Below are 25,066 nucleotides of genomic sequence, written 5' to 3' on the forward strand. Positions count from 1 at the left end.
CCACTGTGGCATAAACGTAACACGGCCCCTTTTTGAATGGCGCGTCCTTGACACCTTTGCGTCCACCATATCTGGTATACGAAATACATTAGAAGGGGGCAAGAAACATGATCGATCGGAAAAGGGCTTTTCGCATTGGTTTGATGCTGGGCTGCGCGTGTTTTGCACAGCAATTGTGCGCCCAAACTGAAATGCGTTCGCAGAACGAACCGCAGGTACAAGACAAGGACGACGACACCAACGGCGACGTCCTGGTCACGGGGTCGCGCATTCGTCGCGACGCCAAGGACAGCCCGTCGCCGGTCGCGGTCGTCACTGCTGCGGAAATCCGCTCGGTCGGATCGCAGCAGATCACCGACGTCGTGAACCAGCTTCCGGCTCTTGCCATCACCCAGACCAACCAGACCAGCAATCTGGCGGGCAATGCGGGCATCAACGCACTCGACCTGCGTGGGATGGGGACACAGCGCACGCTGGTGCTGGTCGACGGCCATCGCCAAGTGCCCGCCATTCCTGGCACCTCGGCGGTCGATCTCAGCAACATTCCGTCCAGTCTGGTCGAGCGGGTCGAGGTCGTGACCGGTGGCGCCTCGGCGCTCTACGGAGCGGACGCGGTGGCGGGTGTTGCTAACTTCATCCTAAAGAAGAATTATCAGGGGCTGGAATCGAACGTCCGCTACAATGCCTCGACCCGCAACGACATGAGCCAATACGGGTTCGATCTGCTGGCAGGCACCAATTTCGCAGACAATCGTGGTAATGTCACCTTCTATACATTTTACGACAATCAGCCGGAGGGGATCAATGGCGCGGACCGTCCCTGGACGGCGCAGGGCTATCCCTATTACGGCAAGACGAAGAGTGCGCCAAAATACACCATCTATGATGGCAACTATAACATCTACTCGTCCAACTCGGCGCAGCTGATCCTCAACAAGCAGCTCTACGCCGTGGCCGCCGACGGCTCGCTGCGGGCGCCCAATCTCGGCCCGCAGGGTTTCCTGAACCCGCAATCGGTCAATATGAGCAATACCAGCGAGGCGCTGGGTACGCTGTTGGCAGGGGAAGGCAGCGAATATCACGGACGCTATGACGGCTGGCTGCTCTCGGTCCCGTCGGAGCGCTTTTCCACCCGCCTCGCCAGCCATTACGACTTCAGCGAGGTGTTCAAGCTGTTCGGCAATGTCAGCTTCGCGCGCAATTTCTCGACCGCTGCCTACGCCCCGCTGACCGCCTTCGGTTATGACGCGGTTCCGGCCGACAGCCCGTATATCACCGCGCAGATGCGCGCGGCGGCAGGCGGGACGATCCCGGCGGGCGGGGTCAACTTCGCGCGGCGGGTCATTGAGGTCGGCACGCCCGAAACTCAGTATCGCCGCAAGATGGTGCAGGCGGTCGCGGGCGCTGAGGGTGATTTCCGCCTGCTGGCGCACAACTGGAACTACACCGCCTATTACTCCTATGGCCGGTCCGAGCAACAGGTTCGCGACTTCAACGCGACGTCCTATGCGCGCTGGTATCAGGGGCTCGATTCCACCACCGACGCGGGGGGTAATCCGATCTGCCGTAGCACGCTGACCAGCCCGAACAACGGATGCGTGCCGATCAATCCGTTCGTCACGCTGACCCAGCCGATGATCAACTATATCCAGTACACGTCGAGCTGGGCGAAGTCGGTCATGACCCAGCAGGTCGCTTCCGGCTATATCTCGGGCGGGCTGTTCGATCTGCCGGGCGGCGCGCTGCAAGCGGTGATCGGTGCCGAATATCGCAAGGAACGCAACGATATCGGCGTGGCGGCCGAATATAATGCCGACAGTTCGAGATATGACCCGACGCTGGGCGTGACGCAGATGCCGCTGATCGGTAATTACAGCGTCAAGGAAGCTTATGGTGAACTCCATGCGCCGATCCTGCGTGCGACGCCCTTCTTCGACAGCCTGTCGGTCGACGGTGCGGTGCGCCTGTCGGATTACAGCACGGCGGGCCGCACCACCACCTGGAAGGTCGGCGGCGAATGGGCCCCGATCCGCGACATTCGTTTCCGCGCCACGTACGGCCAGGCGGTGCGCGCACCCAATATCGGCGAGTTGTTCACTGCGAGCAGCGTCGGCGGCATGTGGGTCACCGACCCCTGCAACGCCTATAACCTCGCCAACCGCATCACCCGGACGCAATATACCGCAGTCAATTGTGCGGCGATCAAGCCGACCGACCTGAGCAACTACTGGATTTATCGCGACATCATTTCGAAGGGCAATCTGGCGCTGAAGCCGGAAACCGCCCGGACGCTGACCGTTGGCGCGGTGCTCCAGCCGCGCTTCATCCCCGGCCTGTCGCTGACGGTCGATTATTACAATATCGACCTGCGCAACGCGATCGATGCCTTTGGCGCGCAGACTCTCATCGACAAATGCGTCGACCAGCCCAGCCTGACCAACGTCTTCTGTTCGCTGGTCACGCGCGATGCAGGCAACAACATCAAGTCTGTCGTCACGCAGAAGCTGAACCTGGCGCAGTATCTGACGCGCGGCATCGACTTCGGCTTGGCCTATGCGACCGACCTGGAGCGGTTCGGTCTGGGCGCGGGTAACCTGTCGATCAACGCCAACTATACCCGCCTGCTCAATCGCCGCTATACGCTGGACCCCAGCGATCCGAACACCATTACCGAATATCGCGGCGTGTTCGGCAGCCCGACCTGGAAGGGCGTGATCCGCACCACCTATTCCCAGCCGAGCTGGGGCACGACCTGGACGCTGCGCCACTTCTCGCCAATGAAGGCGGCCACCACGATCACCTCAGCGAAATATGATCCGGTCTTCACGCCCAACGTCTTCTACAACGACTTCTTTGGTTGGGTGAAGCTGACCAGGAATATCGAGCTGTCCGGTGGACTCAACAACGCCTTCGACCGCAAGCCTCCGCGTATTCCGGGCGCCGAAGCTGGCGGTGCCAATTTCGAGCTGAGCTATCAGGCAGGCGTCTATGACGTGATCGGGCGGACCTTCTTCGTCGGGCTGCGCTTCACGCGATAATTTTTCCTACATATTCGGCGGTTTTCGATAATCTTTGAGGGCCGCCGCTACTGTGTCCTGTATATGTTTTTGTTCCGGTATCAGAATTGTCAGGCGGTACTCAGTCTATTGAAATGTTACGATTCAATTGGCGTACCAGAATTAGGCTCGCGTCCCGTTAATCACAGCCAGACGCCGTTTCCCGTGGCTATCGGCCAGCCTGATACCTGCCATTGCGAACCGCCCGCCCATCGAGCACATTGCCAATATGGTAGTTTCGATCATCTTCGATGCGGCTTTTGAGCGCCACGCCGCAGGGGCTGTGTGGATCGTAGATACTGCCGAAAACCGCCGATGGTTTGACAAGCAGGACGATCTTGATGCCGGAAGTGCCGTATTCATCCCGGAAGGCGGGAAGGTCGGGCGTGAAGCAATATTGCGGTCGATCTGGAACGTCCAAGAGCACTATCCAGATTGGTCGCAGATTTTCGTTATCGGCGTGCCCACCGGTATCGAATTATCGGACGACCTGCGCGACGAGGATAATGTGATGGCGACGAAACAAGGGTTTGCGCTCGCCCGCGTATAGTTGGCTTGTCGGCCGCGGCGCTCCAAAAGCTGCCTGTCGCTTCAACACGCCGAGCAGACATGCCGCGATCGCCGACTTGCGGGCGTCCGATGTCGAGCATAGGTTTCCGCGATGCACGAACGACTTGCTTTGTTGCCGCTTCTTCTTGTGGTTCCAACTACGGCACAAGCTGACTGTCCTTCTGCTTTCACTCCGGCTAATCTCAAGGTGGTGCGGCCTACAATGCCCCCGCTGCCACAAAGGGATCGGTATCCATATCCCCAAGCCAAAGTCCGGGTAACCTGCAGGATCAAGGTAGACGGCCACTTAAGCGCGTGTTCGTCTGACCTGTATGATGAAAGAGGGCCTGTGCTCGCGGCCTATGTGGCACACTGGCAGGTGTCAGCGCCTCGTCAACGTCGCTGTCCGCTTCGCGGGCGGCAGTTCATCGCTAAGTTCAGGCTGTGGAACGGCGATTAACCACCCATGCCGGACCTTCATTGGTGAAGCGAGACGGTGGATGATGCGCTGTTTTCGATATGAACGAATGGCAGAATACGAGAAGCTGGTGACGCACACTCAATGACCGATTTTGGGTCTGTCAGGCAGCGCAGCTGCATCGGCCGTCACGCAAGGTGGCAGCCAATAAGGCTGGCAACCCTTGCTGGCACCGAGGCGAGATCGTCCGTTTGCCCATCGACGAGTTCCGACGTGACCACCGTCGCGCCGCAGAAGTCAAAGATGCCATGATCGATTTGGGCGCGCATTGCATCGCGATAGCCGTGCTTGGCATAGGTCGCGGCGCTGGCACCTGCCAGCGCGATCAGATGGACGTTCAACCGTCCAAGTTTCTTGACGATGCCTCCATCGACACCTTCCTCGAATGCCCACCCAGACACGAACACACGATCGATCCAGCCCTTGAGCACCGCCGGCAATGACCACCAGTAGACCGGGTAGACAAGAATGAGATGATCCGCCCGATCGATCCGCTGCTGTTCCCGGCGCACATCTGGCGACGTCGGGCCAGCTGCGGTGAACGCTGCATGGTCAGCAGGTCCGAAGACCGGATCGAACCCTTCCGCCACCAGATCGGCAAGCTCGACGGTGTGTCCGAGCGCTGCTCCAGCATCGAGAAATGAAGACGCAACGGAGCGGGTCAGCGACGGGCCGGCAGGATGCGCCATGACGACGAGGATGTGCACTAATACTACTCCAGTTTATCGGACTGTGCGGCAGGTTGAACGGATATGCTCGACCAGCATCTGCGGGTTCTCCATCGCTGCGAAGTGTCCGCCTCGATCCGCTTCAGCGAAGAAGCGCAGATCCGCGAAGCGCGCTTCAGCCCAGCGCCGCGAGAGCCGAACCTGCTCGCCGGGAAACATGCTGACCCCGGCCGGTAACGGGATCGGACCGTGTGGCATTCGCTGCGCCATCTCCTGCGCGGCCTCCCAGTAGAAGCGCGCTGAACTCGGCCCGGAGTTTGGTAGCCAGTAGAGCATCACGTCGTCGATGAGATGGTCGAGCGAAATCACGCGCTCGGGCTCACCATCGCTGTCGGATACGTCCTGAAACAGCGCGTAGATCCAGCTCGCCAGACCTACAGGGGAGTCGGCCAGCGCGAATGCGACCGATTGCGGACGGGTGCATTGCAGCTTCATGTAGCCCGAGTATTCCCGGTCATAGCGCCGGGCGTCGTCAAGCATCCGCTGTTCGTCGGGCGTTGCGTCGGCGATTTCTGCGTGCGTTGGCTGAAACATCACCATGTTGAGGTGGATGCCAACCAGACCGGGCGCGCGCATATGGGCGAGCGCTGTCGTCACCGCAGCCCCCCAGTCGCCGCCCTGCGCCATCCAGCGGTCGCCGTAGCCCAGCCGTTGCATCAGCTGCCCCAATGCCGCGGCGGTGCGGCCCACGCCCCAGCCGGGCCCGGTGGGCTTGTCCGAGAAGCCGAAGCCCGGCAGCGCCGGGATCACGAGATGGAAGGCGTCCGCGGCATCGCCGCCATGCGATTGCGGATCGGTGAGCGGCCCGATCAGGTCGCGGAACTCGAGGATCGAGCCGGGCCAGCCGTGCGTCAGCAGCAGTGGAGTGGCATTCGCGTGTGGCGACCGGATGTGTAGGAAGTGGATGCCCAGTCCGTCGATTACGGTCCTGCTGCTGCCCCATCCGTTGAGCATGGCCTCCGTAGACCGCCAATCGTAGCCGTCCCGCCAGTGCTCGACCAATCGCCGGATCGTCGGCAAAGCGGGCCCCTGACGCCCATCCGTGGTCGGGCCGGGGTCGGGCCAACGCACACGATCGAGCCGGTCGGCGAGGTCGCTGAGGTCGGCGTCGGGTATGTGGATCGGGAACGCCGTCACCGCATCGGGTTGTGCCTGATTGATCGTGGGGCTCATGGTGCATCCTTTCGTGTCGGGGAAAGGATAGTCGTTGCATGGCGACCTGATTAGATGGCCTATACGCGACAGGTGTTGCATACGGTGCAACAATGATGGACCTGTCTGATCTTCGCGCTTTCGTGCGCATCACCGACCTGATGAGCGTTTCGGCCGCAGCAAGGTCATTGGGCTTACCAAAATCAGGGGTCAGTCGCGCATTGGCCAGGCTTGAGCAGCAGGTCGGTGCCGTCCTCCTCGATCGCTCGACCCGGCATATGCGCCTGACCGACGCTGGCACCCTGTTCCGGCCGCACGCCCTTCGCATCCTCGCCGATGTCGACGAGGCGGGGGCGGCGCTCGAAGGTCTTGCCGCCGTGCCTAGCGGCACATTGCGGATCAGTCTGCCGTTCACGATCGCGAGCGCGCTTGTCGCGCCGATGCTCCCGTCCTTCATGGCGGCTTATCCGCAAGTACGCGTCGACCTGAAGATCGAGGACCGCATCATCGACATGCCAGCCGAACTTGTGGACATGGTTGTCCGGGTTGGCCCGTTGGCCGACAGCGATCTGATCGCGAAGCACCTACTGACATCGAAGACATGGCTGTGTGCGAGCCCTGACTATCTCGCGGTGCGCGGCACGCCGCTTCGCGCCTCCGATCTCCAGGCCCATACGCTGCTCGACTATGCGGATCGGCCAGTGGCCTATCACGACGGCGCAGCTGAACAAGCGGGCATCGCCGAATTCCGCCCGCACGCCGTGATCTCCGACGCCGCAGCGATCCTGCCCGCCGTCCTTGGCGGCTGCGGCATCGCACGGCTTCCGGACTTCCTCGTCAAAGCTCCTGTCGAGGAGGGCCGACTGGTCAGGTTGTGGCCTGCCGGTCGTACCCACGAGGTTGCCATCCACGCGCTCTATCCAAGCCACCGGGCCTTGTCGGCGAAGGTTCGGGTCTTCATCGACGCCTTGGTCGAAGCTGCGAAGAGCCACGCAGATGGATGAGGATTTCGGTTGGCTGCGGCGACATGAGGAATACTCGCGGTATCGGCTACCTCCAACCTGAACGAATGTCGGATCCTGGTAAGCTGGCGGGAAGCTGCGAGTGTCCGCTTCTGGGTCAATGCCCGATGTGATCATGGTAAGCGCCTAACCACGCCAAGGCCGCGACATTACACTATCTCCTCGACCTCATGCATTTCGACCACACGGTGTTCGCGGGCGCTGATTTCCGCTGCGACACCCATCGCCACCGCGCGAAGACCGTCCTCGGCGGACACCTGGACGGGGCCCTCGCCGCGCACCGCATCGGCAAAGGCAAGGTGCTGGTAATAGGTCGCGCCCTCATGGCTGCCCGCCGCATGCGCCATCGGGTCGATCGCGATGCGGGTCCGCTCGACGCGCTTTTTCCCGCCGAAGCCGACGCGCGGGCTGTACACCAGTTCGCCGGGCGGGATCAGGACGTCGAGGCGGGCGATGTCGCCGGTCGCGCTCATCTCCTCCTGATGCTCGGCCCCGTCCGCGAACATCGACAGGTCGAGCATGGCGCGTACGCCATTAGCAAAGTCGATGGTAGTGAAGCTGTTATCGATGATGTCGGGCGTGCGGCCGTCATACCGTTCGTCGAGATGGTTTACGTCCATCGCGCCCGAACAATAGACACGCACCGGTTCCGCCTGGATGATCAGCCGCATCAGGTCGAAGAAATGGCAGCATTTCTCAACCATTGTGCCGCCGCTATTCGCCGCGAAACGGTTCCAGTCGCCGACCTTGGGCAGGAAGGGGAAGCGATGCTCGCGGATCGAAAGCATCTGCAAACGGCCGACACGCCCGCTATGGATGGCATCGATAAAGGCGGCAGCGGGGGGCATGAAGCGATATTCCATGCCGGTCCAGAACGGCCGGACATGATCGGCAGCGCGCTCGACGATCCAGCGGGCATCGGCCATGGTGGTGGCGAGCGGCTTTTCGCACAGGATCGCCGCATCCATTCCGAACAACGGTTCCAGCACCGCGCGGTGAGTGTGATTGGGGGAGGCGATGACGATCGCGTCGACGCGCGCATCGCGGGCAAAGGCCTCGACGCTGTCGTAGGCGGTGACGCCGGCCACTGCCGCCCCGAGCGCGTCACGCGCCCAGTCGAGCGACTGTGGCACCGGGTCGACGATCGCCACGATTTGCGCCCCCGGCACCAGCGCGATGTTGCGCAGATGCTCGACGCCCATCATGCCCGTCCCGACGATCCCGTATCGAATTGCGGCTACCATTGCCCGTGTCCCTATGCCATTCCGACGCCCGATGACGACGATCCGCCTTTCCCGCGAAGCACGGCTGCTCGGCAACAGTGCAATCCTTGTGTCCCCAATAGCTTGGGGCATGTGGCGTTTCACCGGCGACGATGTCTCCGCGGCGCGTGTCCGTGTCGAGGCGGCGCTCGATGCGGGGATCACCCTGTTCGACACCGCCGACATCTACGGCGTCGACGATGGCGGGTTCGGATCGTCGGAAGCGCTGTTAGGCCGGGTACTTGCCGAGGCGCCGGAACTGCGCGAGCGGATGGTGCTCGCGACCAAGGGCGGCATCTGGCCCGGCCGTCCCTATGACTCGAGCGCGACCTATCTGACAGGGGCGCTGGACGCGTCGCTGGCGCGCATGGGCGTCGAACGGGTCGAACTGTACCAGATTCATCGTCGCGATTTCCTGACCCATCCGCAGGAGGTCGCCACCGCGTTGACCCGGATGGTGGAGGCGGGCAAGATCGCCGGGATCGGCGTGTCGAACCACAGCCCGGCCGAGATCGATGCGCTCTCCGCATTTCTGGACCTGCCGATCCTGACCACCCAGCCTGAGTTTTCGCCTCTGCATTCGACACCGCTGTTCGATGGCACGCTGGATCAGGCGATGGCGCGAGACATGGCGGTGCTCGCCTGGTCGCCGCTGGCGGGCGGGCGGCTGGTCGCAGGCGATCAACTGGCAGGTGCGCTGCTGGCAGAGCACGCCCAGCGCTGGGGTGTCGATGCTGCTACGGCTGCGTTGGCCTGGGTCATGGCGCATCCAGCGCGGATCATTCCAATCATCGGATCGCAAAATCCCGATCGCATCCGTGCGGCGGCAGACGTGTACCGCGTGGAGTGGACACGCGCCGAATGGTATGCGGTGCTTCAAGCCGGAATGGGGGAGCACCTGCCATGACCGATACGCTTGGCCCTTGCGAGATCAGCTGGTTCTCGGCGTTGTGCGACGACGATTACGAGTTTCTGGGCGTCCCCGATCCGGCGCTGCGCTCCAGTTGGGAGCATTGCCGCGACATCGTGTTGCAGGCGGAAACGGCGGGTTATGATAATTGCCTGCTGCCCTCCGGCTTTGCACTGGGCATCGACACCACCGCCTTTGCCGCCGGGATCGCCCCATTGCTCCGGCGGATGCGGTTGCTGATGGCGGTGCGGATTGGCGAGAGCTGGCCGCCGCAACTGGCGCGGCAGATCGCGACGATTGACCGGATGCTGGGCGGCCGGTTGACGGTCAATATCATCTCCAGCGACCTGCCCGGCGAGACGCTGGACAGCGCGCCACGCTACGCCCGCACGGTCGAGGCGATGCAGATCCTGCGTACCCTGCTGGACGGAAAGCCGCTCGATCATGACGGCGAGTTCTGGAAGCTGAAGCTCGACCCGCCTCGTGTGACTACCGTCTCGGGGCAGTGCTCGCCCTTTTATTTTGGCGGCTTGTCGGAGGCTGCTCGTGAGGCAGCGGCCGAGGGTGCGGACGTCTATCTGATGTGGCCCGACACGATGGAGGGGGTGCGCGCTATCGTCGCCGACCTGCGCGCGCGGGCAGCACGGCGCGGCCGCAGCTTGCGCTTTGGCTACCGTGTCCATGTCGTGGTTCGTGAAACCGAAGCGGAGGCGCGTGCCGCTGCCGACCGATTGCTATCCAAGCTGGACGACGCCACCGGCGCGGCGATCCGGTCGCGTTCGCTAGACTCGCAATCGGCGGGCGTCCGGCGGCAGGCCGAACTGCGCGAGGGCAGCGACGACGGCTATGTCGAGGCGAATCTGTGGACCGGCATCGGTCGAGCGCGTTCGGGTTGCGGCGCGGCGATCGTCGGCGATCCCGATCAGGTTCTCGCCAAGCTGCAGGCCTATCGCGAAGCAGGCATCGATGCGTTCATCCTGTCGGGCTATCCGCACGCGGCGGAGGCCGATCTGTTCGCCCGCCATGTCCTGCCCCGGATCGAGCATGCCCCGCTGACGCTGTGACCGGCTTGGCAGGGCGATAGAGAAACTGTCTCGCCGCCATGCCCGGCGTCTCGCCATGATGCGGGCATGAGACATGTCGGGGAATTGAGTGCGCGCCATCGCGGGCTGTTATTTGCGCTGGTCATCACCGCCGGCGTGCTGAACCTGGTCGACCGACAGGTCATCGCGGTACTCAAACCCGTGATCGCTGCCGATCTCGGCTGGAGCGATGACGATTACGGCACGCTGGCCGCCTGGTTTCAGGGCGGCGCGGCGGTCGGGTTCCTGTTCAGCGGATGGATCGTCGACCGCTTGGGCGTGCGCTGGGCCAATCCGATCGGGGTGGCGGCGTGGAGCGTCGCGGCCTTGCTCCATGGCTGGGCGCGGTCGATGGGCGCGTTCATCGCGGTGCGCATAGCTTTGGGGGCGACCGAGTCGATGGGGACGCCCACGGGCATCAAGACGGTCGCGGCCGTTCTGCCGCCGCGCTGGCGGTCCGCCGGGTTCGGTGCGGGCAATGCCGCCAACAGCCTGGGTGCGATCCTGGCGCCGCTCGCCATTCCGGTTCTAGGCCTGACCTTCGGCTGGCGGGGCACGTTCATCGCGGTCGGACTGATCGGGTTGGGTTGGGCGTTGACCTGGCTGATCGCGGCGCGGGGGATCGTCTTTGCCGCGCCCAGAGCGAGCGACGCAGCAGTGCCGCTGCCCGACGCACCGCTGCTGCGCGACCGGCGAACCTGGGCTGTGGCGGGGGCCAAGCTGTTGTCCGATGCGACCTGGTGGCTGTTGCTCTTCTGGCTGCCCGACTTTTTCCACCGGCAGTTCGGGCTGTCGGGCGTCGCACTCGGCGTGCCGCTGGCGCTGGCCTATGGCGGTGCAGCGATCGGCTCGCTGGTCGGCGGTGTTGTGCCGACCCGGCTGCTCGGTCGTGGCTGGTCGGTGAATGCCGCGCGCAAGGCCGTACTGCTTAGCGGTGCACTGGCCGTCGTCCCGATCCCGCTGGCGCTGCTGACGCACAACTATGCGGTCGCGGTGTCACTTATGGCGTTGGCGCTGGCCGGGCATCAGGCCTTTTCCACCAACATCTTTGCGATGATTGCCGATATCGTGCCGCAGCACCGGGTCGGCCGGGTGACGGCGTTTGGGTCGTTCTGCGGCAATATGGGCGGGGTGGCGATCGCCAAGATCGCCGGGCTGACCCTGGCGGCGGGGCTGGGCTATTTGCCACTGCTGCTGTTCGCGGCGATCGCCTATATGGGGGCGTTCGGCTGGGTGCAGTTGCTGCTGCCCCGGCTGTCGCTGATTGAGGCCGAACGCTAAAGTCCGGCTGCTGACCGGCAAGGTCCTTCTTTATTCCCTAGTAGATGAGTGGGTATTAGCCTCCGCGTCGATCTGAAAAGGGGACCAGATGATCGATCGACGCCTGTCCGTGCTGCTCGTTGGCACCGCCTTCACGCTAATCGCTACGTCCGCTGCCGCGCAGGATGCACCTGCCACGAAGACCGAGACCAAGCCCGCCCACGGCGAAGTGGTCGTGACCGCGCGTTATCGCAACGAGACGCTGCAACAGGTGCCGATTGCTATAACCGCGCTGGAGGGCGGTGCGCTGGCGGAGCGGCAACTCAACAACCTCGAGCGGATCGCAGCCTCGATCCCGTCGGTCGGTTTTCGCAGTGGCGCGTCCAACAAGGATCGCACCGTCTTCATCCGCGGGATCGGCACGATCACGACGTCACCGGGTGTCGAGCCATCGGTATCGACCGTGCTCGACGGCGTGGTGCTGACCCGTCCGGGTCAGTCGACGCTCGACCTGGGTGAGGTCGAGCGTATCGAAGTATTGCGCGGGCCGCAGGGCACCCTGTTCGGCAAGAACGCGTCGGCGGGCGTGGTCAATATCGTCACGCGCAATCCCACCGACGAATTCCACGCCTTTGGCGAGGCCGGGGCAACGACCGATCAGGAATATCGGATCAAGGCGGGCGTGTCGGGCGCGATCGTGCCGGGTAGGGTCCAGGCGCTGATCGGCGGCCTCTATAGCGATTTCGACGGCAATCTGCGCAATGTCGTGACCGGCCATGATGCCAATGGCTCGCGCCGTTACGGGGCGCGCGGCAAGCTGGTGGTGACGCCGTTCAACACGCTGAAGATCACTGCGATCGGCGACTATCTGAACACGCGCGAGACGGTGGCGGGGGTCTATAGCTCGACCCGCCAGATCGCCTATCCGACGAACGTCATTTCGGATTCGGCTGCCCTGGCCACCGCGCTGGCCGGACAGGGGATCGTCGCGTCGCCGTCGAACCGTCAGCTGGCGACCGATATCGATACCAATGTCCGTGATGAAAATTATGGTGGCTCGTTGACCGGCGAACTGACGCTGGGCAACTATCACGTCACGTCGATCACCGCTTGGCGGCAATGGCTGAACAAGCAACGTCAGGATTATGATGGCCTCGCCCAGCTGACGGCTGCCTTTCCCTCGGGCGCGGATGACGGCATGGTCAACAGCCGCCAATTCTCGCAGGAGCTTCGGCTGACCTCGCCCAAGGGCGAGCTGATCGATTATGTGCTGGGCGCCTATTATCTGCGGGCGCGGACCGACGAGCGATACCAGCGGGCGCTCACCACCCTGTCGGGCGCGACGCGGACCAGCACCACCGGCGTCGCCAATTACGGCATCACCAACCACAATTACGCGCTGTTCGGCGAGGCGAACATCAACTTCACCCCGCATTTCCGGGGTATCGCGGGCTATCGTTCGACTTGGGATACGCTGGACTTCTACCATGTCCGCACCTCGACCAACGACCCGACGAACAGCGGTGCGGCGTCGCTCGATCGGCCCGGCATTCGTGCCTATCACAATGCGACGGGCCACACCGATGCGCGCGGCGACAGCTATCGCCTCGGCCTCCAGCTCGATCTGGGCGACCATGCCCAGACCTATTTCACCTATTCGCGCGGCTATAAGGGCCCTGCCTACAACGTCTATTTTAACATGCGTTCGCTCAATGCGACGACCCTGCTCGACGAAGTGCCGCTGAACCCGGAGACGTCCAATTCCTTTGAGGCCGGGATCAAGGGCAGCACCGCCAACCGCGCGCTCAGCTATGCACTGGCAGTCTATACGACCGATTTCGACGGCTATCAGGCGAACTTCACGGACTCGGTTGGCGGCGCGCCAGTCACGCGGCTGATCAACGCCGGATGGGTCCGCTCGCGCGGAGTCGAGGCGGACGTGACTTTACGTCCGACCAAGGGCTTCACCGTCGACTTGTCCGGCGCATTCACCGACGCCACCGTTCGCAACTTCAACTGCCCGGTCGGCGCGCCGGTCAGCTGCAACATCAATGGCCAGCCGCTACCCTTCGCGCCGCGCGTTCGGCTGTTCGAGAATGCGGCCTATCGCTTCGCGCTCTCGGACGCCCTCTCGCTTGAGCTACAGAGCGACGTCTCCTTCAGCAGCAAGGTGCAATATTCGCTGGCCGAGACGCCCAACACCGTCCAGCCCGCCTACTCCATCTGGAACGCCAGCATGGCGCTGATCCGGCCCGGCGACGGGTGGCAGTTGCGCGCCTATGTGAAGAACATCGCCAATACTCCTTATGCCAGCTTCCTGAGCAACGGCACATTTGGCGGGACCGTCCGCTTCGTGCCGCGCGACGACCGGCGTTACGCGGGCCTTCTGCTGCGAAAGGACTTCTAATGAACGGCGACATGACGCGGCGCGGGGTGCTGCTCGCCGGGACCGGCGGTGCGTTCGGCCTCTATTCGATGGCGGCGGGCGCCGCGCCCGAGCCGCGTCGGTCGCGCCGCCTACCGCGTCTGCCGGGCGTCAGGCCGCGCAACATCCTGGTCGTACTGACCGACGATCATCGGTACGACGCGATGGGTTTCATGAACGCGCAGGATTTCGGTGACACGCCCACGCTCGACCGGCTGGCGCGCGAGGGAACGCATTTTCGCAACGCGTTCGTCACCACCGCACTCTGTTCGCCCAGCCGGGCATCGATCTTCACCGGGCTCTATGCGCATCAGCACAAGGTGGTTGACAACAACCATCCGATCCCGCCGGGCCTCATATTCTATCCCGAATATCTCCAGGCCGCCGGGTACGACACCGCCTTCATCGGCAAATGGCATATGGGCGACGAGGGTGATGGCCCGCAGCCCGGCTTCGACCATTGGGTCAGCTTCAAGGGGCAGGGGAGCTATCTGCCAAGCGCCGACGGACTGAACGTCGATGGTCGCCGCGTACCGCAAAAGGGCTATATCACCGACGAACTGACCGATTACGCGATCGACTGGATTGGCAAACGTTCCAAGGGCCGCCCCTGGATGTTGCATCTGGCCCATAAGGCGGTGCATTCCGAGTTCGTCCCGGCCGAGCGTCACAAGGGGCGGTACGACAAGGAGACGTTCCGCTATCCCGCCTCGATGGCGCCGAACGCGCCGGGGCGGCCGATGTGGGTGGAGAACCAGCGCAACAGCTGGCACGGCGTCGGCTATCCCTATCACGGCACGCTCGACATCGGCGACTATTACAAGCGTTATATGGAAACGCTGCTCGCGGTCGACGAGGGGGTGGCGCGGATCATGGACCTGCTCGAACAGCGCGGCGAGCTGGACGACACGCTGATCCTCTATCTTGGCGACAATGGCTTCATGTTCGGTGAGCATGGGTTGATCGACAAGCGCACCGCCTATGAGGAATCGATGCGCATCCCGATGCTGGCGCGCTGCCCGGGGCTGTTCCCGGCCGGCAGCGTGGTGGAACAGGTGGTCGCCAATATCGACATCGCTCCCACGCTGCTCGCTGCTGCTGGACTTCGCGCGCCGGACGGCATGGCTGGGGCCAACGCGCTGCCGCTGTTGCACGACGTGAACGCGCCGTGGCGAGACGAACTTCTCTACGAATATTATTGGGAACGGAATTTCCCGCAGACCCCAACCGTCTACGCCCTGCGCGAGGACCGGTACAAATATATGCATTTCCACGGCATCTGGGACATCGACGAACTATACGATCTTGCCGAGGATCCGCATGAAACGAACAATCTCATTGCTAGCCCCGGTCATGAGGATCTCGCCGCGCGAATGAGTGGGAAGCTTTTCACACTACTCGAGCAAAGCCACGGCATGGCGATCCCATTAAGTGCTGATGCGGGACAGCGAAATGAACTCCGCGATCCAAAAGGGCCGTCACAGGCCCCGTTCCCGCCACAATTCTATCGATCGGGCAAGCCGGCATGATCGTTAACCGCGAGCTTCTATGCCGTACGAGCAACTTCGATTGTCGGATAAATTGCACAAGATGCATATCCCGACACCGTGATTTCTACCTAAATGAATGTCTGTAAATGGGCCACTGATAATGCGCCTTGAATGACCGGATATGGGTCGTTGCGGTTGCGGCGCGACCGATCACCGGCGGTGCAACTCAGGCATCGAGAATATAGCGTAGGGGTAAGCCGCTGCATCTCGTTGTGCGAGCGATTGAGGTCTACTTCGTAGGGAGCGTCTAACGCCGCCCCAGTTCGCGGTCAAATAGCGCACCCGATTTCACGCGAGGCTCGTTCCGCTGACAGCATTCTGGAGTGACCGCATGGACTTGACCGGCATCGTGACCGCCATCGCCGACGAAATTGACGCCAAGGCGCTGGAGATCGAGGGCTCGGCAGACGCGAAGAACCCGGACGCGGAGCCGGGCCGCTTCGGCATGGCGATCGTGCCAGTCGACGGCCCGGTCGTTCAAGTGGGTGCAATCGACACCTTCCCGATCCAGAGCATCTCGAAGGTGCTGGCGCTGAACCTTGCTCTGTGCGAGCGGGGGGATGCCGTATTCGAGCGGGTAGGACGCGAGCCATCCGGCGATCCCTTTAACTCGATCGTGGATTTAGAGCGGACGGGTGGCCTACCGCGCAACCCCTTCATCAATGGCGGCGCGCTCGTCATCGCCGACATGCTGGTAGAGCAAACCGGTGGCCCTGACTCGGTGGTTAACTTCGTCAGCGAGCAACTCGACGGCAATAACGTCCCGCTCGATGACGATGTGTTGCACGAAGGCGGCGACCTCAATCGGGCAATGCTCAGCTTCATGCGCCACCACGGCAACGTCCGCTCGGACAGCGACTCGGTGATGGACGCCTATGTGCGGCAGTGCGCGATTATGGTCGACTGCGAAGGACTGGCAAAGGCTGGTCAATTTTTAGCCCAGACTCGGCTTACCGGAAAGGACGACGCCGGTCAGGTTGAGGCGAAACGCATGCGCACGGTTCTCGCGCTGATGATGACTTGCGGGCACTACGACGGCTCGGGCGACTTCGCGGTGCGGGTGGGGCTACCGGCCAAGAGTGGCGTAGGCGGCGGGATTTTGGCGGTTGCTCCCGAGGTCGCGTCCATTGCCGCATGGTCGCCCAACCTGGACCAGCACGGCAACTCGATCCTCGGGGTTCGCGCGCTCGAGATGCTGGCGTCGCGCACCGGGTGGTCGGTGTTTGGATCGCCGCTCAGTTCGAATTGTCGACCATAGCCTAGCGATGGAACTTGACGCCCATCGCCCTGAACGAATGTCCGAACCTGGGCACGCGAGCATCGCCCCCTAACGACCGGAATTGGGTCGTGGCGGCAGTAGGGCAGGGCGGCCCCTTTCGCCCTCTTGTGGCCGTTCAGAGGCGCCGATACCCTGCCCGATAGCAGACGTTGAGAAGGCACTGGCGAATGATCCCGGCCGTCAAGATTGGCTTAGTCGTTGCGCTTCTCTGGGCTGGCTGGCGCGCATCTCGCATGCTTCGAACCGGACGCATCAGGGTTTTCGACACGGATGGGCCGGTTCTGATGATAGCGCGGCAAGATAGGCCGTTCGCCTATTGGTCGTTTGTTATGTTGTTCTACGCGGTACTGATCGCAATAGCCGTGGGCGCTACGTCGTTTTGAGCAGGCAGGCGAACAGCCGATTTTCACTATAGACTGCGCTTAAGCGGACGGACCGTTCGCCATCAATCTTCGCCGTTCCGAGGGGCCGATCGGGCTCGCTCAAGCAGCCGGTCCGCTTATATGAACGAGCGGCAGCTTTCGGGAAGCGAGAAGGCACCAGCGAACGGCCGGAATTGGGTCCTGGCCGCCTTCCCGGAATGCCGCCGTTAGCGGACGCTCTACGATCCCGTAACTCCGTCTATGTGGTGCAATTTTAGGAGGGAGCATTTGGGAACGGGTTTTGAGAATCTGAGCTCCTGAGAGGGAATCAGCGTGGTCCAGGCCCGCAGGCTTGCCACCTTCGGTTCGTTTATGAGAAAGTAAACGTCGATTGGCTTGATTATGTGCGCCGCCAGGATTTTCATCCAGCCGGTGGTAGGGCGGTGAAGATAGCGGCAATGTTGAGAATGCCTCTGCCGAATACGTTATCGGGACCCGGCGTCCCGGCGTCCGTGGTGTTAGCGAGCAGCAACGTGACGATCTGCGCGCCCGTCAGGTTGGGCCGCGCCTGCGCGACCAGAGCCACTGCACCACTGATCGCAGCGGCGGCCGGCGAGGTGCCGCTGTAGCGGACGAGGCTACCGTTGCGATCGGTCATCACGACGTCCCGCGACAAGGCCGTCAAATACCAGGCGGCCGCCGGACTGCCCCCCGCCCGATTTGCGAGCTGATAGTCGAAGGCTCCGGACGTGTCGTGCCCGCCTGCGATGATCACCCACCCCGGAGCCGCTTCGGCGAAGGAACGCGAGAGGAGCAGCGGCTGACGTGCGTCGCCGTTGTTGTTACCAGCGCTGATCACCGTGACGATGCCGGCGGCCGCGGCACGGCGGACGGCTGCTATGAGGGTCTCGTGAGTGATGTCCGTCGTCGCCGAGATGTTGATGACCCGGACCTTCGCGTCGATGGCAGCATCGATCGCGCGGATGAGCAACTCGGCCGAAGCCGGGCAATCGTCGGCGGAACGACAGGTCGCCGGGTTTGAGGCGTTTAAGGACACAAGCGTCGCTTCGGGGGCGACCCCATGCATGCCGCGACTGTCGCGTGCCGCAAGCGCTACGGACGCCATCAGCGTGCCGTGACCACTGGGATCGGTCAAACCGCGCGTCCCGGCCATGTCGGCGCTGGCAGGATCGATCCGGCTGCTGAACTCGGTGAGACCTGGGGTGATGCCGGTGTCGATGATCGCAATCTTGACGCCGCGGCCGGTCGCGCCCGCACGATAGGCGGCGTCGGCGTTCGCTGCGGCTGCGGAGCTCGATTGTTGGTCCTCGATCTGTTGAGCGGTGAGGGGCGACGTAGATGAGGGGGTAGGCGTCGGCGATGTGCCGGAGGATGAAGGGCCAGGCACTACCAGGACCGTCCCGCTGGCTCCTTCGCCGCCTCCGCCGCACGCGGCGAGCAGCGCCGCCGGAATCAATGCAGAGACATGAAGCCATCTTGCCCGGAAAAGGAACAGACGGCGCACGCGACGGTGACGGGATGCCGCCGAAGAAGTTCCTTTCCCTGTCGTTGCCTCGCCGTCACTGCGGTCCCGCATCATCACATTCGCCCCCGTCGCATGACGCTGTTAAAAGCAATGCATGCCCCGTATGATGATGATAAATTTTCGTCAAACAGAAAGTCATCCATGCCTTCTGGTTATTTTCTTCCTCCGCGCAAGGCGCGTCTGTGCCGGTTGGCAGGCGTACTATTCCTCCTGAGTGCAGCCGTCATGCCGGTCGTGATCGCGGCCGCAGGCTTGACGCCAGGCGCCGGGCCGATCTGCGGCGGAGGCTATGGCTGCGTCTGGAACGCCCGGGCTGCGACGTTATTACCGGAGGAAAGCCGGATGGAGATCGAGATGTCGCCGCCCGCTCGCGCCCAGTTTGACGCTCATGTTGCGCGAACCGATGTTCGCATCGGGCTAACTGCCATCGCGGCGATCGACCTTTTGCCCTTCATGGCGTTGCTCGGCAGCGTCGGGGTCGCGCTACGGCGCCTGGGCGGTAGCGGCGCCGATACGCTCGAAGGGGCGCTGCCGTGGCTCCGCCGCGCCTCGCTGGCGGCGATCGTCTGGACGCTCGCCGGTCCGGTTCACCAAAGTGCACTGGAGACATGGCTGTCGCCTGGCATGCCCTACGGCTTCCAGATCATCACAACGATCCTGCTCGCCCCGATTGCCGGCGGCCTTCTGCTCGCCTTTGCCGCTTACGCGGCGATCTGGGCGGTCGAGGCGGCGTTGAAGGCACGGCGCGACCTGGACCGTTTCGTCTGATGCCGATGATCGTCCAACTCGACGTCATGCTCGCGAAGCGGAAGGTGCGGTCGAAGCGACTGGCAGAAGCGATCGGCATTACCGAATCGAACCTGTCCTTGCTCAAGTCGGGCAAGGTCAAGGGCGTGCGATTCTCCACCTTGTCCGCCATCTGCCGCTACCTCGATTGCCAGCCGGGCGATATCCTCTCCTATGAAGCGTCCGACGACGACCTTCGCCCGGATGCTAGCGATTGACGCCGTGCATTCCTCCGCACCCCTCGTCTCGGCCGGCACGCTGCGAACGCCTGCATCTCGCGTCGCATCGGTTCGCTGGTGTCCGCCGCACTCAAAGCCCTTTTCGTCATGAAAGTCCTATGCGTCGATACCTCACCGTCTTTAACTTCTCCGGGGCCGTTCGAACCTAACGTTACGAATGGCGTCTCAATTCCCGGATTTCCATCGATTCCGAGAGCGCGCCGGCCGTCTCACCGGCCGTTCGTTTGCGGGAAGCAACATACAGCGCACTTAGCTATGTGTCCTTGCAGCGTAATCATGCGTCCAGGTTGCTGGCGCGCATCAGCAAGTGGACGGCCTGCGCGGTGCTGGCGGCGCCCAGCCGGTTGCGGATGCGGCGCAGATGGTTCTCGATAGTGCGCTCTGACAGACCGAGCAGCAGGGCCACATCGGCCTGTCGGCGCCCCGAGGCAATCCAGCGGATCACCTCGCGCTCGCGCTTCGATAGTTGCGGTACGACCTTCACTCCGATCGGCCCTACCAGCCGTTCGGCCGCGTGGAACGCCGCGGTGCCGATCAGGGTCAATGCCAGTCGTGCCTCGATCGAGCTGTCGATGGATCGGCCGCCGAAGCTAACCGCGCCGATCAGTCCGGCATGGCCGAATACCGGCACCTGCAAGCCATGCAGGCCGGTGCCGTGCGGATGCGTTACGACGCGGTAAGTTTCATGATCCGCCCCGCCGCTTTTCGTCCAGAAGAACGGCTGATCCGTTTCCAGCACATGTCGGTTCACCGGGCAGCGTGCCAGATAGGTCGCGGGACTGACTTCCTGGCCCGCCCCGAACCAGTCGCCCTCAATCCACAAGATGCGATCGACCGCGCCGTCGCCTGGCGGTGGAGCGGTGTAGATGACGAAGCGATCGTACCCTATTGGGGCAACGAAGGCGCGCACCGCGTCGTGGAGCGCGCCTTCGTCTACGCTTGCCTCGATAGCGGCGACGACTGTCGCTGCACCAGCCAGCGCCGCGCCGCGCATGGTCAGGCGGTCGCCATCTCGGCCAGCAGCGTCTCGGCCGCCAGCTTGCCGAGGTTGTTGGCGGCGAACGGACTGGAGCCGGTCAACAGCTTACGGTCCTGGTGGGTAGACTTGTCCACCTCGGTATTGAGGATGGTGACGCCGAGCGCCTTCAGCTTCTCGCCGAAGTGCCATGCGAGCTGCCCCGGCATGTAGCCGACCTCGGGGGTTTGGCGATCGGCGGAGTCCGGGAAAGCCGTGATGCTGTAGCCCGCCAGCGGGAACGGCTCGCCATCGACCTTGGGCGTGCAGGCGAGGAGGGCGGCCGGGCCATGGCAGATCGAGATGATGTGCCGGTCGTTGTCCAGTGCCCAGCGCAGCACCGCACCCACCTCCTCGCTGAACGGCAGGCCGGCGAGTGGGCCGTGACCGCCGGGGATGAACACGGCGGCATAGTCGCTGTCCGGCCCCAGTCCGGCCACCACGTCGGCGAGTTTCAAGGGCTGCTGGAACCCTTCCAGATACGCCTCGTGCAGGCCGGTGATCGCCTCGTCTTCCTTGGGCATCGCCCAGAACTCGAACTTGACCGGATTGCCCGACACGGTGGCGATGTCGAACTCGAACCCGGCCTTGTGCAGGTGATACATCGGCACCAGCGTCTCGACCGGATGGTTTCCGGTCGAGAACAGGGTGCCGTTCTCCATCTTCAGGTAACGCTCGTCGGTGCCGATCAACAAAATGCGCCGGGTGCCCGTGTAGGGCTGTGGATAGTCGGCGCCTTCAAGGTCGCTCTTCGCGCTGGTGAACTGGCTCAATGAGAACTTGGATGGGAAGAAGGCGTTGAACTCCGCATCATCCGGTTGCGGGTTTTTGCTTAGTGGCAGGATGCTCATTGTCGGTTCTCCTCTGGCTGCCATTGATAACGATCCTGACCACCCTTTGAATGCGGGATATCCCTCAATCTCTGCAAGGGGGTACCCTTCTCGGAACCGTTGTTCTGTGAGTTTTGAGAAGCGCCCTCCATTCCCATTTCACCATCCCAATGGGAAAACCCTGGCCGTCTCGACTGCCGTTCCCTTTCGGGAATGCGCGATTGAGGGCAAAGCTGCCGTCGATGCGTATCGCCGTTGTTCAATGCTCCTCGATCCTCGATGACCCGCGCCGCGCCGGTAACGTGATCGTGGATCGACTTCGCTGGGCCGACCGGGAAGGCGTCGATCTCATCGTCTTCCCAGAGGCGTTCCTGCTTGGCCACTCCTATGACCCGGAGACGATCCGGTCGCGCGCGAACAAAGGCACCCCGGTTATCGCTGCCTTATGTGAGCGGGTGGAGGCGTTCCGCGCGACGCTGGTGGTCGGAGCGTTCGACCTCATGGACGGGCAGGTCTTCAATAGCGCGTTCGTCGTCGAAGGTGGTCAGGTTGTCGGCCGATACGCGAAAGCGCATCCGAACGAGCCGGGCGTGACCGCCGGCAGGGACTTTCCCATCTTTCGGCGGTCCGCCGTCAGCTATGGCGTGAACATCTGCAACGACGCCAACCATCCCGGCGCGGCTCAGCGCATAGCCGATCAGGGCGGTCGATTAATCCTCTATCCCCTCAACAACATGCTTCGCTCCGAAACGGCAGATCGCTGGCGGGAAAAGAGCTTGGCGAACCTGATCGACCGGGCGCGCCAGACGGGGTGCTGGGTGGCATCATCCGATGTAACCGGCACCTCGGGCGGCCTTATGAGCTGGGGATGCACTGCAATCGTGATGCCGGAGGGCAGCGTTGTGGGCCGCGTGCAGGAGTTGAATGAGGGCGTGGCGGTCTATGATATACCCGCTGGCTAAGCTGGCGGCATTCCTGTTTCACCATCCCATTGGGGATGCGCCTGTCAGCTACGCTTCGCTATGCCGTCGATCAGCGTGCGCGCAGATATGACGAGATGGGCATTGTCGCGCGCGGGCTGCCCGTCCGGCAATACAACCACATCCTCCATGCCGGTCCTGATGCCGTGTCCGCGCTCCAGAGCTCGTAGGTTCACCGCCCAGCACGAACCGTCAAAGCCATGATGAATTTGCGGGAGCGTGATCCCCCCATCGGCCAGGATCGCTTCCATCGCGGCCGCGTCCCGCGAGGCCGTCTCTGGATCAGGATCAAGGGGTTCGATCAAGACCCGATGACACCGACCGGGCAAGGCAGACGCCACGAAGCGATATGCGTCGTCCGGGCACAGCAATCCGGCTTCGATCCCCACGCCGCGCGAGAGCAGATATTCGGCCAGCTCTACGATCCCGGCTTCACCCTGATTGGCGGTCACGAGATCGGGCAGAACCTTCCATTCCTTGACCATCGCGAGACGGCGCAAGGGATCGGAGACGATGCTGGCCGAAGTCGTGAGCGAGACAGGAACGCCGGGGCAGCGCCTGCGGATGGCCGCAACGACTGCATCGCATTCCACAGCGTTCAGCGTTTCCCGCCCGGCTGCATCATAAGCGTGGACATGGACGGAATGCGCTCCGGCTCTCACCACCGCTTCCGCGTCGGCCGCGATGGCATCGGGAGAATGGGGAACGGCGTCGTGCTGTCGATCCCCGTTCAGCGCTGCTTGTAAAAACGTCACGACTTCCCCTGCACGTCACGATCATTGCCGTGTGATCCTAAACCGGCGTGCAAGGCCGGTGAAGGCCGATCGAGCGTGGCTATTCGATGGCTCGCGCTTTCCCATTTCACCATGGTGAAAAGAGAACGTGACAGGGTTCTTGAAACTCATAGGTGTGGTCGAACGGCGGATGAGAGCGGAGCATATTGAGGCATGAAGATGATCGGCCTGATCGGCGGCATGAGCTGGGAGAGTTCCGCCGAGTATTACCGTATCCTCAACGAGGGGGTGCGGGACCGGCTCGGCCCGACCGCATCGGCCCGGTGCCTCCTGTGGTCGTTCAACTTCGCGGAAATCGAGGATTTGCAGCATAGGGGCGATTGGCCGGGCCTGACGACGCGCATGGTCGATGCGGCACGGCGCCTTGAAGCGGGCGGTGCGGACGTGCTGCTGATCTGCACCAACACCATGCACCGCATGGCGTCCGACGTGCAGGCGGCGGTGGGCGTGACCCTGCTTCATATCGCCGATCCCACGGCCGAACGCATCAAGGCGGCCGGCTTCAGGAAGGTCGGGCTGCTCGGCACCGCGTTCACAATGGAGCACGCCTTTTACAAAGGACGGCTCACCGATCAGCACGGTCTTGATGTCATCATTCCGAACGATGAGGATCGCGCTACCGTACATCGCATCATCTATGAGGAACTGGTCGCGGGTAAGGTCCTGCCGGCATCGCGTGATGCTTACCGCGCTATCATTGCCCGACTGGTCGAGAACGGCGCGGAGGCGGTGATCTTGGGATGCACCGAAATCATGCTTCTGGTCCGGCCGGAAGACAGTCAGGTGCCGATCTTCGACACGACCGCTCTCCATGCGGCAGCGGCGATTGAGATGGCGTTGTCCGGCTAAACGCCACGTTCCCACAAAGGAACGGCCAGCGAGATGGCCCAATCTTTCCCAGGGGATCGGGCAATGGGAATGCGCTCGATCCCGCCCGGCTTAGGCTCGCCATGTATCGGATCGCAAACTCCACAGATCCACAGCGACGCTCACGCTCAAAAGAGCAGCGGCGAAAACATAATCATGCCGGTTCAGTGGCCATCTGCTCCAGCCCAACAGCCGATCTGCCAGCCAGGCCGATCCTATCACGACGATATTGAGTGGCGTTCGCCACCGAGGCCGACGCATCGCTGCGCGACGCAAACGCGAGAGGACGGATGACATTCCGCGATGCTGATCGCTAGTGTTCCATCCGTCAAACGGGAAATGCCGCCCGACGAAACGCTCACGGGACAAGGGCGAGCCATTCCCGCAGAGATCGAATTGCGGGAATCTGGTCGCGAAGCTAGCGCTAGGCCACTTGCAGGTCAGATTGATTGAGAGCAGACAGACGCATCCTCTCGGAAGAAGTAAACGATGCGCTACGTCGCCACCGTGCTTACGCTAATGGTTTCATCAGCGGCAATGTCGGCACCGCAGCCTCGCACGATCACTACTTCACTGCCCGCCAATCGGCCGATTGGCGTGGAAGCAAGCGCATTTGTACGTTCGGTGAAGGGGGGGGCGTTTCAGAACATTCGAATTACAAGGATCACGACCTGCTTTTGGTAGGGAAGCTGCTCGCACTGCGATCTGGCAAGCAAGTGGATATAGCCGTTGTTGTTGCCCCCTAAATGGCTGACAGGACCTCGCGTGTTGTCGCGATGAACTCGCGGGGTGACCTGTGGCCGAGGGCGCGGTGTGGATGCACCTCATTATAGTGGTCGAGCCAAGCTGGTAGCTGCGCGATGACGGTCTGCGCGTCGGGCTTGGGGTTCACGC

At 62.8% G+C, this 25,066-nt stretch carries 21 protein-coding genes; 13 read left to right on the plus strand and 8 right to left on the minus strand.

Features of this window, described 5'->3' with window-relative positions:
* Positions 1-191 precede the first annotated feature (191 nt).
* Positions 192-3,038: a TonB-dependent receptor plug domain-containing protein gene (locus tag SOM26_RS17420; RefSeq protein ID WP_320453974.1), complete on the plus strand. Its 2,847-nt coding sequence runs from the start codon at positions 192-194 to the stop codon at positions 3,036-3,038.
* Between the two features lie 247 nt (positions 3,039-3,285).
* On the plus strand, positions 3,286-3,606 hold the full coding sequence (locus tag SOM26_RS17425) for a hypothetical protein (protein WP_320453975.1): 321 nt from the start codon (positions 3,286-3,288) through the stop codon (positions 3,604-3,606).
* A gap of 605 nt (positions 3,607-4,211) precedes the next feature.
* On the opposite strand, the gene SOM26_RS17430 is transcribed toward SOM26_RS17425, so the two are convergent.
* Together SOM26_RS17430 and SOM26_RS17435 are read right to left on the minus strand one after the other, a co-directional pair.
* The gene (locus tag SOM26_RS17430) at positions 4,212-4,790 is read right to left on the minus strand and encodes an NAD(P)H-dependent oxidoreductase (RefSeq protein ID WP_320453976.1); all 579 of its coding nucleotides are present in this window, start codon (positions 4,788-4,790) and stop codon (positions 4,212-4,214) included.
* Positions 4,791-4,805: 15 nt separating this feature from the next.
* Positions 4,806-5,984 carry an epoxide hydrolase family protein gene (locus SOM26_RS17435; RefSeq protein WP_320453977.1) on the minus strand — a complete coding sequence of 393 codons (1,179 nt, stop codon included), beginning with the start codon at positions 5,982-5,984 and terminating at the stop codon, positions 4,806-4,808.
* Between the two features lie 92 nt (positions 5,985-6,076).
* Between SOM26_RS17435 and SOM26_RS17440 the strand changes: the two genes are divergently transcribed.
* Positions 6,077-6,967 carry a LysR family transcriptional regulator gene (locus SOM26_RS17440; protein WP_076715707.1) on the plus strand — a complete coding sequence of 297 codons (891 nt, stop codon included), beginning with the start codon at positions 6,077-6,079 and terminating at the stop codon, positions 6,965-6,967.
* A 167-nt stretch (positions 6,968-7,134) separates the two neighbouring features.
* On the opposite strand, the gene SOM26_RS17445 is transcribed toward SOM26_RS17440, so the two are convergent.
* Positions 7,135-8,229, minus strand: a complete 1,095-nt coding sequence (locus SOM26_RS17445; protein WP_320453978.1) for a Gfo/Idh/MocA family protein — start codon at positions 8,227-8,229, stop codon at positions 7,135-7,137.
* Between the two features lie 31 nt (positions 8,230-8,260).
* On the opposite strand from SOM26_RS17445, the gene SOM26_RS17450 reads away from it, so the two are divergent.
* The 6 genes from SOM26_RS17450 to glsA all read left to right on the plus strand — a co-directional run bounded on the left by SOM26_RS17450 (position 8,261) and on the right by glsA (position 16,732).
* Positions 8,261-9,154, plus strand: coding sequence for an aldo/keto reductase (locus SOM26_RS17450; protein ID WP_320453979.1), 894 nt, complete (start codon positions 8,261-8,263; stop codon positions 9,152-9,154).
* Positions 9,151-10,221: an LLM class flavin-dependent oxidoreductase gene (locus SOM26_RS17455; RefSeq protein WP_320453980.1), complete on the plus strand. Its 1,071-nt coding sequence runs from the start codon at positions 9,151-9,153 to the stop codon at positions 10,219-10,221. The genes SOM26_RS17450 and SOM26_RS17455 overlap by 4 nt, the downstream gene beginning before the upstream one ends.
* Positions 10,222-10,287: 66 nt before the next feature.
* On the plus strand, positions 10,288-11,520 hold the full coding sequence (locus SOM26_RS17460) for an MFS transporter (RefSeq protein ID WP_320453981.1): 1,233 nt from the start codon (positions 10,288-10,290) through the stop codon (positions 11,518-11,520).
* Between the two features lie 88 nt (positions 11,521-11,608).
* A complete protein-coding gene (locus SOM26_RS17465; protein ID WP_320453982.1) occupies positions 11,609-13,906 on the plus strand; it encodes a TonB-dependent receptor in 2,298 nt (765 codons plus the stop codon).
* On the plus strand, positions 13,906-15,453 hold the full coding sequence (locus tag SOM26_RS17470; RefSeq protein WP_320453983.1) for a sulfatase family protein: 1,548 nt from the start codon (positions 13,906-13,908) through the stop codon (positions 15,451-15,453). Before SOM26_RS17465 ends, SOM26_RS17470 begins: the two co-directional genes overlap by 1 nt.
* A gap of 370 nt (positions 15,454-15,823) precedes the next feature.
* On the plus strand, positions 15,824-16,732 hold the full coding sequence (gene glsA / locus SOM26_RS17475; RefSeq protein WP_320453984.1) for a glutaminase A: 909 nt from the start codon (positions 15,824-15,826) through the stop codon (positions 16,730-16,732).
* 804 nt (positions 16,733-17,536) lie between these two features.
* On the opposite strand, the gene SOM26_RS17480 is transcribed toward glsA, so the two are convergent.
* A complete protein-coding gene (locus SOM26_RS17480) occupies positions 17,537-18,640 on the minus strand; it encodes a S8 family peptidase (protein ID WP_320453985.1) in 1,104 nt (367 codons plus the stop codon).
* A 93-nt stretch (positions 18,641-18,733) separates the two neighbouring features.
* Here SOM26_RS17480 and SOM26_RS17485 point away from each other — a divergent pair, with 93 nt between their 5' ends.
* Together SOM26_RS17485 and SOM26_RS17490 are read left to right on the plus strand one after the other, a co-directional pair.
* Positions 18,734-19,429, plus strand: a complete 696-nt coding sequence (locus SOM26_RS17485) for a hypothetical protein (protein WP_320453986.1) — start codon at positions 18,734-18,736, stop codon at positions 19,427-19,429.
* A complete protein-coding gene (locus SOM26_RS17490; RefSeq protein ID WP_320453987.1) occupies positions 19,429-19,665 on the plus strand; it encodes a helix-turn-helix domain-containing protein in 237 nt (78 codons plus the stop codon). The genes SOM26_RS17485 and SOM26_RS17490 overlap by 1 nt, the downstream gene beginning before the upstream one ends.
* 295 nt (positions 19,666-19,960) lie before the next feature.
* Here the strand turns inward: SOM26_RS17490 and SOM26_RS17495 are convergent, their stop codons facing one another.
* Positions 19,961-20,680 (minus strand): PA1136 family autoinducer-binding transcriptional regulator, encoded by a 720-nt coding sequence (locus SOM26_RS17495; RefSeq protein WP_320453988.1) that lies wholly within the window; start codon positions 20,678-20,680, stop codon positions 19,961-19,963.
* 2 nt (positions 20,681-20,682) lie between these two features.
* On the minus strand, positions 20,683-21,552 hold the full coding sequence (hchA, locus tag SOM26_RS17500; protein ID WP_320453989.1) for a glyoxalase III HchA: 870 nt from the start codon (positions 21,550-21,552) through the stop codon (positions 20,683-20,685).
* A gap of 221 nt (positions 21,553-21,773) precedes the next feature.
* On the opposite strand from hchA, the gene SOM26_RS17505 reads away from it, so the two are divergent.
* Positions 21,774-22,493 (plus strand): carbon-nitrogen hydrolase family protein, encoded by a 720-nt coding sequence (locus tag SOM26_RS17505; protein WP_320453990.1) that lies wholly within the window; start codon positions 21,774-21,776, stop codon positions 22,491-22,493.
* Between the two features lie 44 nt (positions 22,494-22,537).
* Here SOM26_RS17505 and SOM26_RS17510 read toward each other — a convergent pair whose 3' ends face one another.
* Positions 22,538-23,266 carry a 3-keto-5-aminohexanoate cleavage protein gene (locus tag SOM26_RS17510; protein ID WP_320453991.1) on the minus strand — a complete coding sequence of 243 codons (729 nt, stop codon included), beginning with the start codon at positions 23,264-23,266 and terminating at the stop codon, positions 22,538-22,540.
* 192 nt (positions 23,267-23,458) lie between these two features.
* Here SOM26_RS17510 and SOM26_RS17515 point away from each other — a divergent pair, with 192 nt between their 5' ends.
* Complete coding sequence (locus tag SOM26_RS17515; protein ID WP_320453992.1) at positions 23,459-24,154, plus strand: aspartate/glutamate racemase family protein; 696 nt, start codon at positions 23,459-23,461, stop codon at positions 24,152-24,154.
* A gap of 760 nt (positions 24,155-24,914) precedes the next feature.
* On the opposite strand, the gene SOM26_RS17520 is transcribed toward SOM26_RS17515, so the two are convergent.
* The coding region (locus tag SOM26_RS17520) for an integrase core domain-containing protein (RefSeq protein WP_320453993.1) at positions 24,915-25,066 on the minus strand (152 nt) is incomplete at its 5' end.

The sequence above is a fragment of the Sphingomonas sp. CFBP8993 genome (assembly GCF_034044895.1).
GTDB lineage: Bacteria > Pseudomonadota > Alphaproteobacteria > Sphingomonadales > Sphingomonadaceae > Sphingomonas.